14 protein-coding genes and 1 pseudogene are annotated in these 13,483 nt (G+C 60.4%); 12 read left to right on the top strand and 3 right to left on the bottom strand.

Translation table 11 applies throughout. From position 1 onward, the window contains the following. Positions 1 to 16: 16 nt before the first annotated feature. From AB1I47_RS00465 to AB1I47_RS00455, 3 genes are all read left to right on the top strand, one after another. A complete protein-coding gene (locus tag AB1I47_RS00465) occupies positions 17 to 637 on the top strand; it encodes a glutathione S-transferase (RefSeq protein WP_354681828.1) in 621 nt (206 codons plus the stop codon). Positions 638 to 655: 18 nt separating this feature from the next. Beyond that, positions 656 to 1,117 carry a type II 3-dehydroquinate dehydratase gene (locus AB1I47_RS00460; protein WP_010812539.1) on the top strand — a complete coding sequence of 154 codons (462 nt, stop codon included), beginning with the start codon at positions 656 to 658 and terminating at the stop codon, positions 1,115 to 1,117. A gap of 79 nt (positions 1,118 to 1,196) precedes the next feature. Beyond that, positions 1,197 to 2,153 (top strand): 2-hydroxyacid dehydrogenase, encoded by a 957-nt coding sequence (locus tag AB1I47_RS00455; protein ID WP_354681827.1) that lies wholly within the window; start codon positions 1,197 to 1,199, stop codon positions 2,151 to 2,153. Positions 2,154 to 2,464: 311 nt separating this feature from the next. Here the strand turns inward: AB1I47_RS00455 and AB1I47_RS00450 are convergent, their stop codons facing one another. After that, the gene (locus tag AB1I47_RS00450; RefSeq protein WP_354681826.1) at positions 2,465 to 2,887 is read right to left on the bottom strand and encodes a YfeK family protein; all 423 of its coding nucleotides are present in this window, start codon (positions 2,885 to 2,887) and stop codon (positions 2,465 to 2,467) included. Positions 2,888 to 3,574: 687 nt separating this feature from the next. On the opposite strand from AB1I47_RS00450, the gene AB1I47_RS00445 reads away from it, so the two are divergent. Continuing rightward, positions 3,575 to 4,222 (top strand): IS630 family transposase, encoded by a 648-nt coding sequence (locus AB1I47_RS00445; protein ID WP_354681825.1) that lies wholly within the window; start codon positions 3,575 to 3,577, stop codon positions 4,220 to 4,222. Beyond that, a pseudogene (locus AB1I47_RS00440) lies at positions 4,104 to 4,436 on the top strand (transposase); the annotation flags it as partial. The gene AB1I47_RS00445 and the pseudogene AB1I47_RS00440, both read left to right, overlap by 119 nt. Positions 4,437 to 4,847: 411 nt before the next feature. Here AB1I47_RS00440 and AB1I47_RS00435 read toward each other — a convergent pair. Next, positions 4,848 to 5,162, bottom strand: coding sequence for a CcdB family protein (locus tag AB1I47_RS00435; protein ID WP_354681824.1), 315 nt, complete (start codon positions 5,160 to 5,162; stop codon positions 4,848 to 4,850). Beyond that, positions 5,162 to 5,404 carry a type II toxin-antitoxin system CcdA family antitoxin gene (locus AB1I47_RS00430; protein ID WP_114136489.1) on the bottom strand — a complete coding sequence of 81 codons (243 nt, stop codon included), beginning with the start codon at positions 5,402 to 5,404 and terminating at the stop codon, positions 5,162 to 5,164. The genes AB1I47_RS00435 and AB1I47_RS00430 overlap by 1 nt, the downstream gene beginning before the upstream one ends. Positions 5,405 to 5,980: 576 nt before the next feature. Between AB1I47_RS00430 and AB1I47_RS00425 the strand changes: the two genes are divergently transcribed. From AB1I47_RS00425 to AB1I47_RS00395, 7 genes are all read left to right on the top strand, one after another. After that, positions 5,981 to 6,214: a hypothetical protein gene (locus AB1I47_RS00425; RefSeq protein ID WP_354681823.1), complete on the top strand. Its 234-nt coding sequence runs from the start codon at positions 5,981 to 5,983 to the stop codon at positions 6,212 to 6,214. A 312-nt stretch (positions 6,215 to 6,526) separates the two neighbouring features. Next, positions 6,527 to 7,204: a hypothetical protein gene (locus tag AB1I47_RS00420; protein WP_354681822.1), complete on the top strand. Its 678-nt coding sequence runs from the start codon at positions 6,527 to 6,529 to the stop codon at positions 7,202 to 7,204. After that, on the top strand, positions 7,201 to 7,737 hold the full coding sequence (locus AB1I47_RS00415) for an RES family NAD+ phosphorylase (protein WP_354681821.1): 537 nt from the start codon (positions 7,201 to 7,203) through the stop codon (positions 7,735 to 7,737). Before AB1I47_RS00420 ends, AB1I47_RS00415 begins: the two co-directional genes overlap by 4 nt. A gap of 541 nt (positions 7,738 to 8,278) precedes the next feature. Then, positions 8,279 to 9,286 carry a LacI family DNA-binding transcriptional regulator gene (locus tag AB1I47_RS00410; protein WP_354681820.1) on the top strand — a complete coding sequence of 336 codons (1,008 nt, stop codon included), beginning with the start codon at positions 8,279 to 8,281 and terminating at the stop codon, positions 9,284 to 9,286. Between the two features lie 108 nt (positions 9,287 to 9,394). Then, positions 9,395 to 10,729 (top strand): FAD-dependent oxidoreductase, encoded by a 1,335-nt coding sequence (locus tag AB1I47_RS00405; protein WP_354681819.1) that lies wholly within the window; start codon positions 9,395 to 9,397, stop codon positions 10,727 to 10,729. Further along, positions 10,726 to 12,411 (top strand): dihydroxy-acid dehydratase, encoded by a 1,686-nt coding sequence (gene ilvD, locus AB1I47_RS00400; protein ID WP_354681818.1) that lies wholly within the window; start codon positions 10,726 to 10,728, stop codon positions 12,409 to 12,411. The genes AB1I47_RS00405 and ilvD overlap by 4 nt, the downstream gene beginning before the upstream one ends. 22 nt (positions 12,412 to 12,433) lie before the next feature. After that, on the top strand, positions 12,434 to 13,408 hold the full coding sequence (locus AB1I47_RS00395) for a Bug family tripartite tricarboxylate transporter substrate binding protein (RefSeq protein WP_354681817.1): 975 nt from the start codon (positions 12,434 to 12,436) through the stop codon (positions 13,406 to 13,408). Positions 13,409 to 13,483 lie beyond the last annotated feature (75 nt).

Below are 13,483 nucleotides of genomic sequence, written 5' to 3'. Positions count from 1 at the left end.
TGTCATCCAATCAAGCATGCTGAAACTCCTTTTCGCTCCGACCTCGCCATTCGTGCGCAAGGTCATGGTCTGCGCACACCTGACGGGGCAGGCCGAATCCATCGAGCTGCTGGACAGCGCCGCCCATCCGGTGCGGCGCGACCCGCGCATCGCGGCCCACAACCCGCTCGCCAAAGTCCCGACGCTGATTCTGGAAAATGGCCAGTCCATCTATGACAGCCGGGTGATTTGCGAGTACCTGGCCAGCCGGGCAGACGCCGCGAACATCTTTCCCGCCTCCGGTCCCGCGCGGTGGACGGCCCTGACCCGCCAGGCGCTCGGCGATGGGCTGCTCGACGCCGCGCTGCTCGCGCGCTACGAACGGACCGCGCGCCCCGAGGAAGTCCAGTGGCCCACGTGGCGCGAAGCGCTGCTGACGAAAGTCAGCGCCTGCCTCGAGTCAATCGACGCCATCGCACCGGACCTGGTGGAAGAACAGCCCACCATCGGTGAAATCACCATCGGCTGCGCGCTGGGGTATCTGGACTTCCGGTTTCCCGAACTCGACTGGCGCGCCCAACACGGCAACGCGGCACGCTGGAATGAGGCTTTCCAAAGCCTGCCCGCCATGCAGGCCACGCGCCCCCACGAAGGTTGAGATAAAAAAGGTCAGAACATGAGCGAGAAGATCACCATCTGGTTCCTGAACGGCCCCAACGCCAATCTTTATGGCCTGGACGCCAACAAGACCTACGGCAGCGACAGCTTTCCGGTGCTGCAGTCACGATGCGAGCAAAAGGCCGCGTCCCTGAATGCCGACCTGCGCTTTTTGCAGTCGAACTACGAGGGACAGCTGGTCGACTGGATCCAGGAAGCGCGCGGCGTGGCGGACGGCATCATTATCAATGCGGCCGGCCTGACCTACTCGTCGATTCCGATCCTCGATGCCTTGCTGTCTTTTCCCGGCAAGATCATCGAAACCCATATGAGCAACATCTGGAAGCGCGAGCCGTTCCGCCACCACTCCTACATCTCCAAGGTGGCGGATGGCGTGATCGCCGGGCTGGGCGGCGACGGCTACGAGTTTGCCATCGAGGCCGTCACGCGGCTGGTGCAGAAGGGCAGAGCAGCGGTCTGATTTCCCATGCGCACGCGGAACGGCAGCAAGATGTACTCTCGCTGCCGTCCTTGCCATTATTCTCAATGCAGTTGCCAAGATGCCAATTTCTGAAGACACCCCCTCGGGCGCGCTGGCCTTCTACAGCGCATTCGACGACTTCGACACATGGAAGCGCGCGCTCCAGGCTCAGCTCCCGAACCTGAAGGTCATTCACTCCGGCGAAATCACCCGGCCGGCCGACATTCACTACGCGCTCGCCTGGAAACCGCCGGAGAATTTTTTTGCCGGGATGACTAACCTGCGCCTGATCGTCAATCTGGGGGCGGGGGTTGATTCGCTGGTCCAGCGGCGGGATCTTCCCCAAGGCATTCCGATCACACGGCTCACGGACCCGCAGATGGCGCGCATGATGGCGGGGTACGTGCTGTTCTCTGTGCTGCGGCACGCCCGGGACATCCCGTACTTCGAGCAGGCGCAGCGGCGGGGTGAGTGGGCCTACCGTCATCCCCGTTCTCCGGAAGACATCCGCGTGGCGGTTCTGGGGCTCGGTCAGCTGGGCGCGAAAGCGGCCCACGAGCTGCAGCGCCAGGGACTCAAGGTGATCGGCTGGTCGCGCAGCCCGGCGCGGATCGAAGGCGTGGAATGCTTTGCCGGACTGGAAACGCTCGACACCGTGCTCGGACAGGCGGACATTGTCGTCGTGATGCTGCCGCTCACGCCGCAGACGGCTGGCATCCTGGATCGGGCGCGACTCAAGCGGCTGCCGCGCGGCGCGGCCTTCATCAACGTTGCGCGGGGCGCACTGGTCGATCAGGCGGCGCTTACGGACCTGCTCCAAAGCGGCCACATCGGCGGGGCAACCCTGGATGTTTTCGAACGCGAACCTTTGCCTGCCGCGGATCCGCTGTGGAGCATGCCCAATGTGCTGATCACACCCCACCTGGCTTCGGTGGCGATTCCGTCATCAGCGGCAAGACAGATTGCGGAAAATATTATTCGGGTTTCTGCCGGCGAATCGCCGGACAACATCATCGATCCAGCACGCGGATATTGAGGTATGGACTACGTCCGGCGCAATGCGCTGGACGCGGGTGCTCTGACTACCAGCGTGATGCTTTCCATGACTAGCGAAGGACTAACGTCAACAATTGACATAGTCAAATCGGAATCTCCCCCAAGCCAACGCTATAGACTTTGACGGCCGTAAGAAGCGGTGGGGCGTGCCGCAGCATGCAGGGCCGGGCGAGCGCTGGCGTTGCCAGGGCGCGGCAATAAGGCACGATAACGTTGTGCTTGCGGTGTAAGACGGCGGACTGGATCGCACCCTACCGACACTCGATAATGCGTTGATCAAACCTGTGCCATTTATGGTTGCTTGGGCGCCGTTGGCTCAGAAGCCGACCGCGCCCTACCGGTGCGGGCTGCGCGCAGCGCTCTTAGTTGCCCTGTCAGCCATGTCGCGCTCATTTGCGCTGATGCCTTGCCGCACTGAACCAGATATGGTTTGCCGGTAATACTGCTTCTGCTGCCTGCAAGGTCAATAAACTGTTCGGTACTCGCCAGCGTGGTACGGTCCTCAATGTAGCGGAGTTTGACGAGCATGTGCTTCTTCGCATCCACTGCTGAGTACCACGTTCCGTTGCGGTTGAACCGGCAGCCCGATGTCTCGAGGCGATCCAACAAAGACGTAATCTCGGCCCGCACAGCGGGATTGGATTCGCCAGCCGTTGCCGTCATCGTCGTGCTGACGGCCAACACAATCAAAAACATACGTAGGTGGAACAACACGACCGGCCTCCGGATACACGGTGTCAGCCCCATCGGCGCAGAGTAGTGATGTCATCAACTCCTGAAGGTTGAGCGTCGGTCCAACTTGATGGCCGGAATTCGTCATGCTACGCGCAACTTCCAATACTCAGGATCGTCTCCACGCGCTATGGTTATGATTCTGTGATAGGTCGTCCGGCAAAAAAACGGTATCGGCAGCTGTCCGACAAAAGTCGTCGAGTCGTGAGAGCTGGCTCATGCGCAAAGTTCGCGGCAAGCGCGGCGAATCGGCCGGCTTCTTCCCTGCCCCCGGAATGGTTCCAGGTGGGTTTCAGTGGCAATCAGACCGACCACGCTGCCGCCGGACTGCGCCACAAGCCCTGCCGCCGTTCAATGCGTGCCGCACGGGCAGCGTCTTCGCTGAGGGCGACGAGGATGAGCGCGCCGCGACAGCGGCCAAACGGGGCCTTATCGAGTGGCGCGCCGACACGGCAGGCCGGAGTTTAAGGGGTGGCCAGAGGTAATGGAACAGACTACCCAAGGTACCCCCCATTTGCCGTCGCCGTCGCAGTGGGCGCCCGGCAAGACTTCGTCATGGCCGTTCGGACCGTCAAGCGGACAGCGCGTGTGTGGCGTGGCCCAGTAGGGGCTGCTCGGTAGGGAAGGTGATCGTGCTCATTCGTCGCGCAATGCGATCTCGCACAACGTGTGGTCCGCTTCGCTGGCGCGAAACGGAGGCGAGCGGCACATGATCTCCAACGATCCCAACTTCGAGACCAAGGCCGCAGACGTGATCGGGCTGTATCTGAACCCGCCCGCGCATGCAGCGGTTGCGTGGACGAGAAGACCGCGATCCAGGCCCTTGATCGCAAGGATCGGATGCTGCCGCTGTCGCCAGGGCGTGCCGAGAGTCACGGCTTTGAATACAAGCGTAACGGCACGCTCAGCCTGTTTGCCGCACTCAACACGGCAACCGGCGAGGTGATCGGCAAGACTGCGCCACGTCATACCAGCGAACAGTTCGTGGCCTTCCTCACCGACGTTGTTGCCAGTCAACGGCCGGAGCAAGAAATCCACGTCATCTGCGACAACGTGAGCAGCCACAAGACCGAGCGCGTGCAGACCTTCCTCGAGGACCATCCTAATGTGCGGTTGCACTACACGCCGACCTACACGTCCTGGCTTAATCAGGTCGAGAACTGGTTCGCGCGCATTCAGCGCGATGTGATCGCACGCGACTGTTGGCGCGGACAAGGGCTACGATGCCGAGGAATTCATCCACGCTTGCCTGGAGATGAAGGTCACTCCGCACGTTGCACAAAACACTTCTGGGCGACGCTCGGCGGTGCCCGATGATATTGCCCGCGGCGTCGGCTATGCCATCTCGCAGCAGAAGCGCAAGCTGATCGAACAGGGCTTCGGCTGGGTCAAGACGGTGGGGCGCATGCGTCAGGTGATGGTGCGCGGCTTGAAGAAGGTCGACCAGATGTTTGTACTTAGCATGGCCGCTTACAACCTCGTGCGGATGCGAACGCTAGGACAAGTCCGTCCTCAGAACCAAGGAAGCTAAAAATGGGCATCAAATCGCGTAAAAATCGATGAAATGGCGCCCGGCTTCCGGATTATGAAAAATACGAGGCATGTGCGTCGCGCAGAGGGAAGCTTTGCCCCGTCTGCAGCGAGTACTTCAGCGGCCTGCTATGCCGAAGCAAATGGGCAAGTGCCTGAGGACAGACTCGCGAGGACCTTCCCCGTACCTTCTGGCTTCTCGCCGAGTATAAATAAGAACTCGGACACTTTGAAAAAAGACGGGCAATCTACTTTCATGCATGAAAGCAACTTAACACCATCTTAATCGCTGCTCCGTAGCTAAGTGGCGACGAGAACCGTGTTACATCTCCTGGATGGGTGTCAGTGACTAATGTTAAGGATGCCAGCCAGCGTCGATCCCGAGCGCCCCCTTGGGCGCCCATGAGGGCGATCAGAAGCCGCCCATCAGGCGATCGAGTGCGGAGACGAGCAGTGCGCTCTCATTGCGTAGCGATCCGACTCGCGCGCCAAGGGCACTCTTTGAGACAGCGGCGATGAAGGGCGGGTAGAAGACGCAACGGATGCCCTGGACCTCGAAGGGCGGGACCAGATCGGCTGGCAACCTGGACCCTGGATGCGACTCGGCCCGAATCAGCGGCACGACCACCGTGGTGTTGAGCCCCGCCAGAAACTCGCTCTGTACGTCGACCAGGAATGGCGCGACGCCCGTATCATCCTTATTTACATAGACTTCGAAGCGCGCCATCAGAACATTCGATGCTTCGCCAGTGGGAGGCCGTGTTGCTCGACGAACTCGTTGTGAGCGGCGATGAAATCCGCGTTCTCGGCCGCCCAGCGACGTCCCCGTTCGGCACGGATCGCTTCGCGCATCGCTTGTTCGAACACCCGCGAGAAGTTCAGTTCAAGCGCTTTGCCTTCTTCGTAGACGTCGGCGGGCAAGGTCACGTTGGTCGCTTTGCGCGACCGGACTTCGAGCGTTTGACCCATGGCTACCTCCGTGTTGGTCCTTATGCGCATGATAGCTTATATCGGCCATGCGCACCTCAATGTGCTAGTGCCTTATACTTAACATAACGCCCGTAGAGCGAAAATTTGCTGGTTGCTGGGGTGTTATGCCTGATGCGGAAAGCGGCCACATGTCTGTCACCTTCGCTGGCACCTGAGTCGGGCATTGAGGTGCAGGCGTTGGACACGGGGGAAAAATCGAAATAGGCGGCGGCATACACGGCGTTGCACGCCCAGACTTCTTTCTCGTCTTTTTAAAGGTGACCCACTTGTCGTCGCTGAGGCAATGGGCGCCGGGAAACACCTCATCGTGACCATTGCCCGTGTCCAGCGGGAAGGGCGCATGAGGCACGGCCCAGTAAATGGCCACTCGGCAAGGCTTCAATCGATTTCCGGGCCATTTTTCTCACCACCGGCATATGGTGTCACGTTGCGCACGAGCCCGCCTAGCGCGGTGAAAAGGATTGTGTCAATCCTGCAAAAGCGTGAGAGCGTCGCGAGACAGCCGCGTGTAGTCTCACAGCCAATCCGCTCCAGGTTATACAGTGCAAATTCGCCATGGCGCAGTACCTCCCCATTATCGTTCGGGCGTTCGGTGTCGGCGCCATCATTGTGATCGTCGCCGTTGTCTCGCGGCAAGTTTATTTGCAGGTCGCCGGGGAAACTGGCATTGGCGGCGCTGACGAAGAGCCCGCGGCAACTATGTTGAGCCGCTGCGAGGCGATGCACAGCCGCCCCGAAGGCGCGTTGGATTCTGACGCGCCACCGCGTGTCCGTTGTCTGGAGTCCTGAGCTCAGGCATCCAACCGCTAGCCTGACGAACATTAGTCGTCCCCGGCGCAGCGCTGCCAAGAGTGCGCGAGGGTCGATTGCAGAATTATAAGTGGATAGAAAAGCATCTGTCTCGGGTAGATCAGGGGGCGGCGAGCCGCTGAGCTAGCGCGAAGATGCAGGTAAGGCCACGCATGCCACCCCGTGCGACCAAAATGCGGTTGGTCTCATGAACTTCATGAAGTATCGTCAGTTCATGACCCTACACCGTCGTATCTCCCTTCGCGACGGTCCGCCGCCGTCCCTGTCAGGCTCGAAACGGCGCAGCTCCCGATGGCTCGGGCCCGCGCCCGGCGCTCGGCATCGGTTGCGCACGACCCGCAGCACGCGACGCCCGGTGAACTGATTGAGGCGGCGGTCGCGCTCGTCAATGACGCGTCCCGTGAGGTTGCGTTATCCGTCGAAGTCCAGCATGAGCTAGACGCTGCCCTTGGCCGGATCGTCCGCATCTTTGCGAAGCCTAATCGTCCGCGCGCGCGTCGTGTCGTCGCTGCCGGGGAGCCTGCGGCATCATATGCCGGCGGGTCCGCGCATTCCGATCCGCTGCAGGAGGCGCGCGAACGCGGTCGACTGGCATCCGCACGGGAGTGGGAACAGCCGGAAAACCTGTCCCTGAAAGATGCCGCCCTTTATGCGGGACGTTCGGACCGCGCCATCAACCAGGACCGCCAGACGGGTCGCCTCTATGCACTCGTGCTGCCGGGGCGCGAGCGAGGGTTCCGCTATCCGTCGTGGCAGTTCCACGTCGATTCCGAGCGGCTGACTGCTGTGCTTGCACCGTTCGTGGCTGCCGACGCGAGCAGTTGGGTGATCCATAATTTCCTGCATCGCCCGCAAGAACGGCTGGCGGGACGCACGCCGGCGGATTGGATCGCTGATGCAGCGGCCCCGATAGACGCCGTTGTGCGGCTCGTCGACGCGCGGTACCGCGACGAGCAGGGCGCCGCATGACCTTTAGCGCAGAAGATTTGGGGTGTCCGCTGCCGCCGGCCGACCTGGCCGACCGGCGGCTTGCCACAAAGACGCTCGATCTCGAGCGGGTAGCGCTCTGGCGAATCCATCGCGCGCACCTGGACTCTATTTACTACAATTGCCGCGCGCCGGGCGTGACCCATTACCGGTTCGATGCGGCCGGCGGCGAGTTCGGCGTCCTTTATGCGGCTCCGAACTTTGCCGCGTGCATGGCCGAAGCGGTCATTCGGGAGCGCTTCCACGGACAACGTCTGCCGTTACTGCTCGATGAGCATGAACTGAGCAGCCGATGCATTTGCCGGCTCGCCGTGGCTGATCGCCGGCCTCTCCTGCTCGCTGATCTTACCGGTCCGCTGACTGCACTTGGTATGGACGCTCGTGTATTTTTGGTCACTGATTACCTTGGCCCGAACCTGTGGAGTTCGGCGCTGCATGCGGCATTTCCTCGGATCGATGGCTTGTATTTTCAGTCGCGCCTGGCGGGCGGATTCAAATGCAGATCTGTCCGATAAAACGGGGTAACCCCAATGACCGCTGCCGGACCCTTCTCGGCCATCGGACTGATGGATCCTACGTGACGGGTCGCAAGCTCCGATTGGGGCATTGGCAACGGCAGCAAATGCCAGGGCGAGCGAGCCAGGTCGGATAGCTTCACTGATTGCCTTTGCGAAGCTGGGACTTGGCGGCACCAGATGTGCCGCCTTAGCATTCCGGAGGAATGTCAGCCTGGCGCCTGTAACGTCTCGCCACACCCTTAGCCTCTCGAGCCGCCCTGTGAGGCTTCAAGCCGCTGCTGGGGATGCAGCTTTGTGGGGCTGCCCTATGCCTATTGCGTGGCATAGGCGGCTCCTCAACAAGCTATGCCTCGCACACGAAGTATTCAACGGCTCATCTCGGGCTGCGAGAAGAACCTGAAACAAGCTCAACACACAGCTACACGAGACGTCCGATACCGCTCTTAGTTTGAGGTCGCTCAAGTGGCATTGCCAGCGCTGCTGCCCTCAACTTAAAATCCGGGGCATTAACACTAACGTGCGCAATTCCGACCTCACCATGAGCAAGAGGCTTACCAGCATCGACATTGCCAACCTGGCAGGGGTTTCGCAAACCACCGTTTCCCGCGTACTCCAGGATTTGCCATCGGTGAAACCGGAGACCAAGGCGCGCGTCTTGAAGGTCATACAAGACCACGAATATTCGCCGAGCGCAGCAGCACGACAGATGAAAACGCGGCGCAGCGGGACGGTTGCGGTCGTCATCGCGAGCCTGTCTAACCCGTTGTACCCACTGCTGCTCCAACTGCTAGTTGAGCGGCTCGCTAGCCGGGGCTTCCGCACAACGGTCTGGGAGCTTGAAGGAAAGATGGACGAGGCAACGGTGCGTGCACTTGCCGAAAGCGCAACCGATGGCGTCATCTTTGCCGCTGCACTGGATGAATCCAGGGAGATGCTGAGCCGGGTCGCGGCCGAGAAGCCGATCATCCTGATTAATCGCTCTGTCGGAACCGACTTGTTCGACACGATCGTGAGCGACAACTACGCTGGCGGCCGGCGGGTCGCAGACTATTTCGTGTCCGCGGGCAGAAAGTGCATTGGATTGATCTCCGCCGCGTCAAGCAAGAGTTCCAAGGCAAGCACGATTCGCGAACGCGAACGAGGCTTTATGGAAGGCCTTGGCGAGTTGACCCAGGGCAACACGTTTGTGCGGGCTGATGCCGCCGACTTTGGCTATGAGTTCGGCTTCCGGGCGATGCAGACACTAGTCACAGAACGCCCAGATGTTGATGCAGTGTTCTGCACAAATGACATCGTTGCGATCGGTGTCCTGGATGCTGCTCGACGCAGTGGCAAGCAAGTTCCGAGGGACATTTGGATCGTCGGCTATGACGATATTCCCATGGCGCGGTGGGAATGCATCAGCTTGAGCACAGTCCAGCAGCCCCTGCCCGCCATGGTCGAGCAGGTTGTAGATCGGCTCCAGCGTCGTATAACTTCGCCGGAATTGGCGCCACATACGTTTGTGCTTCCTAACGACCTCGTATTGCGACGCACAACAGCTTGAGCTTGGCAATTTCTCGATTCCGCATATAATGACTACGTAACCAAAAGGGCAGGGAAGCGTGAGCCGTGTCAGTAGGGACCCGGCATCACGCATTTTTTCGGAGAGGAAATGACTACGTATTCATTGGGTGCAGTGTCCGAGCCAGCTCGTTCTACATCCGTGTTTCGCACCGCAGACGTCTGCGTCGTCGGAGGCGGAGCTGCGGGGGTGGCCGCCGCGATTTCGGCGGCGCGGACGGGTGCCAAGGTACTGCTTCTGGAGCGCGAGGGCTTTCTAGGCGGCACCCTGACGTCGGTGAGCCTGGGCAGCATCTGCGGCCTCTACGCGGTCACCGATACAGACGTGCAGCAGATTGTGGGGGGCTTCTGCAACGAGGTCATCGATCGACTGCGGTCACTTGACGGTCTCGGTGAGCCGACCCGCTGGCTGGAGACGGCATCGTTGCCTTACGACTTGTTCGCCATGAAGGTCGCTCTCGATCAGCTCGTCCAGGAAGCGAGGGTCGAGGTGTTGTTTCATGCGATGGTGGTTGGTGTCGCCATGAAGGGGCGCGAACTGGACGCCGTTCTGATCGAGACCAAGGAAGGGCGTCTCGCCCTCCGCGCAAAGTCGTTCGTAGACTGCTCTGGCGATGCCGACCTGGTGAACTTCGCAGGCGCGCCTTGCGAAATTTCGGAAGGCGATCTTCAGTTCCCTACCACCATGGTGCGGTTCGGCGGTGTAGACACCGACTCGCTGGCCCGCTTGAGCCGTCCGGCTCTTCGCGAAAGGCTTGAGCAGGCCGTCGCCGACGGTTACGAACTTCCGCGCACCGCGGGCGGTGTTTTTGCCGAACGTCCCGGGCTTGCGCATCTGAACATCACGAAAGTGGCGGTGGACGGAAAATCGCCGAATCCGTTCGACCTCAGTGTCATGTCACGGGCAGAGATTGCAGGGCGGGAACAAGTTTGCACGTACCTGAATGCATTCCGAAGGTATGTGCCGGGATTCGAGTCTGCCTTCGTCATGGATACGGGCGCTGTAATCGGCATCCGAGAAAGTCGGCGCACCGTAGGCAGCTACGTCCTTACGGACAAGGATGTTCTCGAAGGAGCGCGCTTCTACGATGCCATCGCGTGCTGTGCCTGGCCAATGGAGGACCACGCTGCGGGTAGGGCCACCAAATGGATTTGGTTGCCGCCTGGCACGTATTTCCAGATTCCCCTGCGTTCGCTTCTGCTGGAAGGCTTCGACAACCTGATGGTGGCTGGCCGGTGTGCATCGGCCACTCACGGCGCGCAGGCCTCGATCAGAGTGACCGCGCAATGCTTCGCCATGGGCGAAGCGGCTGGGCATACCGCTGCAACGGCCGTGGCACGCGGTATCAGCGTTCACCATGTGCCGGCCTCCGATATCCAGCAGGTGCTGGAAAACAATGGTGCCTTCCTTGGAGCCTTGCAATGAACTCCCCGAAATACCGTAGCAATTTCGCCCCGGGTACGACCCGTTGGGCACTGCGCAAGGCCCAATGGCAAGCCCTGGGACTGAGCGACGCCGACCTGGACAAGCCGAAGATTGCGGTGGTCAACACCTCGTCGGAGCTGTCGAGCTGCTTCAGTCACCTCGATGGCGTATCCGCCCACGTGAAGGCGGCAATCCGCGCAGCAGGGGGCGTACCTTTCGAGGTTCGAACTGCGGCACCAAGCGACTTCATCACTAGCGCGGGCAAGCAGGGCCGCTATATCCTCCCGTCGCGCGACCTGATCGTGAACGACATCGAAGTGCAGGTTGAGGGCGCACAACTCGACGGTATGGTTTGCCTGGCTTCCTGCGATAAAACAACGCCCGGACAAATGATGGCCGCTGCACGGCTAAACATTCCGACACTCGTGGTGATCTGCGGCTATCAGGCCAGCGGCCAGTACAAGGGCGAGCATGTGGACATCGAAGATGTCTTCGAGAAAGTCGGCATGCACGTGACTGGGCAACTCTCCTTTGAAGACCTGGACGGCATGTGTAAGCGAGCCGTGCGCAGCCCCGGTGTGTGCGCGGGTCTTGGGACTGCGAATTCCATGCACATCGTTTGCGAGGCATTGGGCCTGACGCTGCCAGGCGCCAGTCCCGTACTGGCCAACTCGCCTTCGATGGTCGACCAGGCCCGAGCAGCCGGCGCCCGCATTATCGAGATGGTCAATGAAGGTCTGACGCCCCGGAGCCTCCTGACGCCGGCGGCCTTCCGAAACGCTGTGCGCGTCGCGTTGGCGCTGTCGACGTCAATCAACGTACTTCGCCATTTGCAAGCTGTTGCGGAAGAGGCTGGAACAGATGTGGATCTCTACGATCTGTTTGACCGGCTTGGACGCGAAGTCCCGCTGCTAGCGACCGTCAAGCCCAACGGTCCCCACCGTACGGAAGAGCTAGAAGCGGCAGGTGGCACCCTTGCGACGATTAAACGTCTAACGTCCATGATCGAGCAGGAGTGCTTGACGGTCTCGGGTAAGACTTGGAAGGCAATTCTCGACGACTATGAGGCGCCATCGCCATCTATCCTGCGCACGTTGGAGAACCCAATCTCCACGAAGCCATCGCTGGTCATCCTGAAAGGATCGCTTGCACCCGAAGGTAGCATTCTCAAGCTCGGCAATGCCGGTGAGAAGGCGGAAAGCTTCCGTGGCAAAGCGATGGTGTTTCACTCTCAGGAAGAAGCTATCACAGCGTTGGCGGATGGACGCATCACGGAGGGGACCGTAGCGTGCCTGCGTGGTATGGGGCCGATTGGCGGCCCGGGCGTGGCGTTGGCGTCGTCATTTGTTGCAGCCGTCGAAGGTGCGGGCTTCAACGGCAAGGTCGCCGTCGTGACGGATGGCCAGCTATCTGGATTAAACCGCGGTGTCGCAGTCGGTCAGGTTTGCCCCGAAGCCGCCGCGGGTGGCCCGTTGGCTCTCGTCAAGGATGGCGACGCGATCGAGATCGACATTCCCGGTCGGCAGATTAATCTGCTTGTCGACCAGAACGAGATGGCTTCGCGTCGCGTCGACGCAGCACCGATCCAGGGCGCTACGGAGCAGGGCTGGCTGAACATCTATAGCAAGACGGTGAAGCCGCTGGCGAGAGGAGCGGTACTGATTCCCATCCATCCTCGATAAACTAGAATTGAAGGAGACACTCATGAAATCACTCATCAAAACTGCGTGGCGTGCAATCATCGCTGCTTCAGCCCTGGCGTCAGGCATCGCCATGGCAGCCTACCCGGATAAGCCTGTGCGCATTGTCGTGCCATACCCGCCGGGGGGCGCTTCCGATACAACGGCACGTCTACTGAGCGAAAAGCTGAAGGAAGTCACCGGTGGGACATTCGTAGTCGAGAACCGGCCCGGCGCAAACGGGAATATCGCGGCTGAGATGGTGGCCAAGTCGCCGGCAGATGGCTATACGCTTCTGATGGCGAACGTCGGCCCGAATGCCATCAGCCAGTCGATCTACCCGCACCTCGGCTACGACGTCACCAAGAGCTTCGCCCCAATCGGGCAAACCACCACGGTGCCGATCGTCCTTGTGGCCGGGCCTAAGGTCAAAGCGACAGACATCAAGGGACTGGTAGCAGAAGTCAAGGTCAACCCGGGAAAGTACACATTTGCCTCGGCCGGCAATGGCTCCTCCAACCACCTTGTTGGCGAGATGTTCAAGTCTGGGCTGAAGCTGGATATGATGCACGTGCCCTATAAGGGTGATGGCCCAGCAATGACCGATGTTATGGCTGGGCAGGTATCGATGATGTTCACTACGGCAGTTGCTGCACGTCCGTACGTCACGAGCGGCAAGCTCAAGCTCGTGGCCGTGGCGAGCAAGAAGCGCGTGCCGGCGTTTCCCAATGCACCAACAATCGATGAATCGGTGATCAAGGGATTCGATGCCTCTTCTTGGGGCGGTCTTGTCGCACCTGCCGGAACGTCGCCTGAAATCGTCAAGCAACTCAGCGCAGCACTGATGAAGGTACTTGCTATGCCAGAGGTGAAGAGCAAGTTGGCGACGCTCGGTGCCGAAGTGGTGGCAACAAAGCCTGAGGAGTTTGCAGGCTATATCAAGAGCGAAGCCGAAAAGTGGGGGGCTGTCGCGAAGTCGGCAAACGTTGTCGCCGAATAAGCCAGCTCGGAACGTGATCGGCCATTGAGACATCGCTTGTTCTTAATGGCCGCGCGCATTTGGCCCGTTGGCCCT

It is taken from the genome of Cupriavidus necator (assembly GCF_040578825.1).
GTDB classification, from domain to species: Bacteria; Pseudomonadota; Gammaproteobacteria; order Burkholderiales; family Burkholderiaceae; genus Cupriavidus; species Cupriavidus necator_E.
This window is presented reverse-complemented; position numbering and strand designations above follow the sequence as displayed.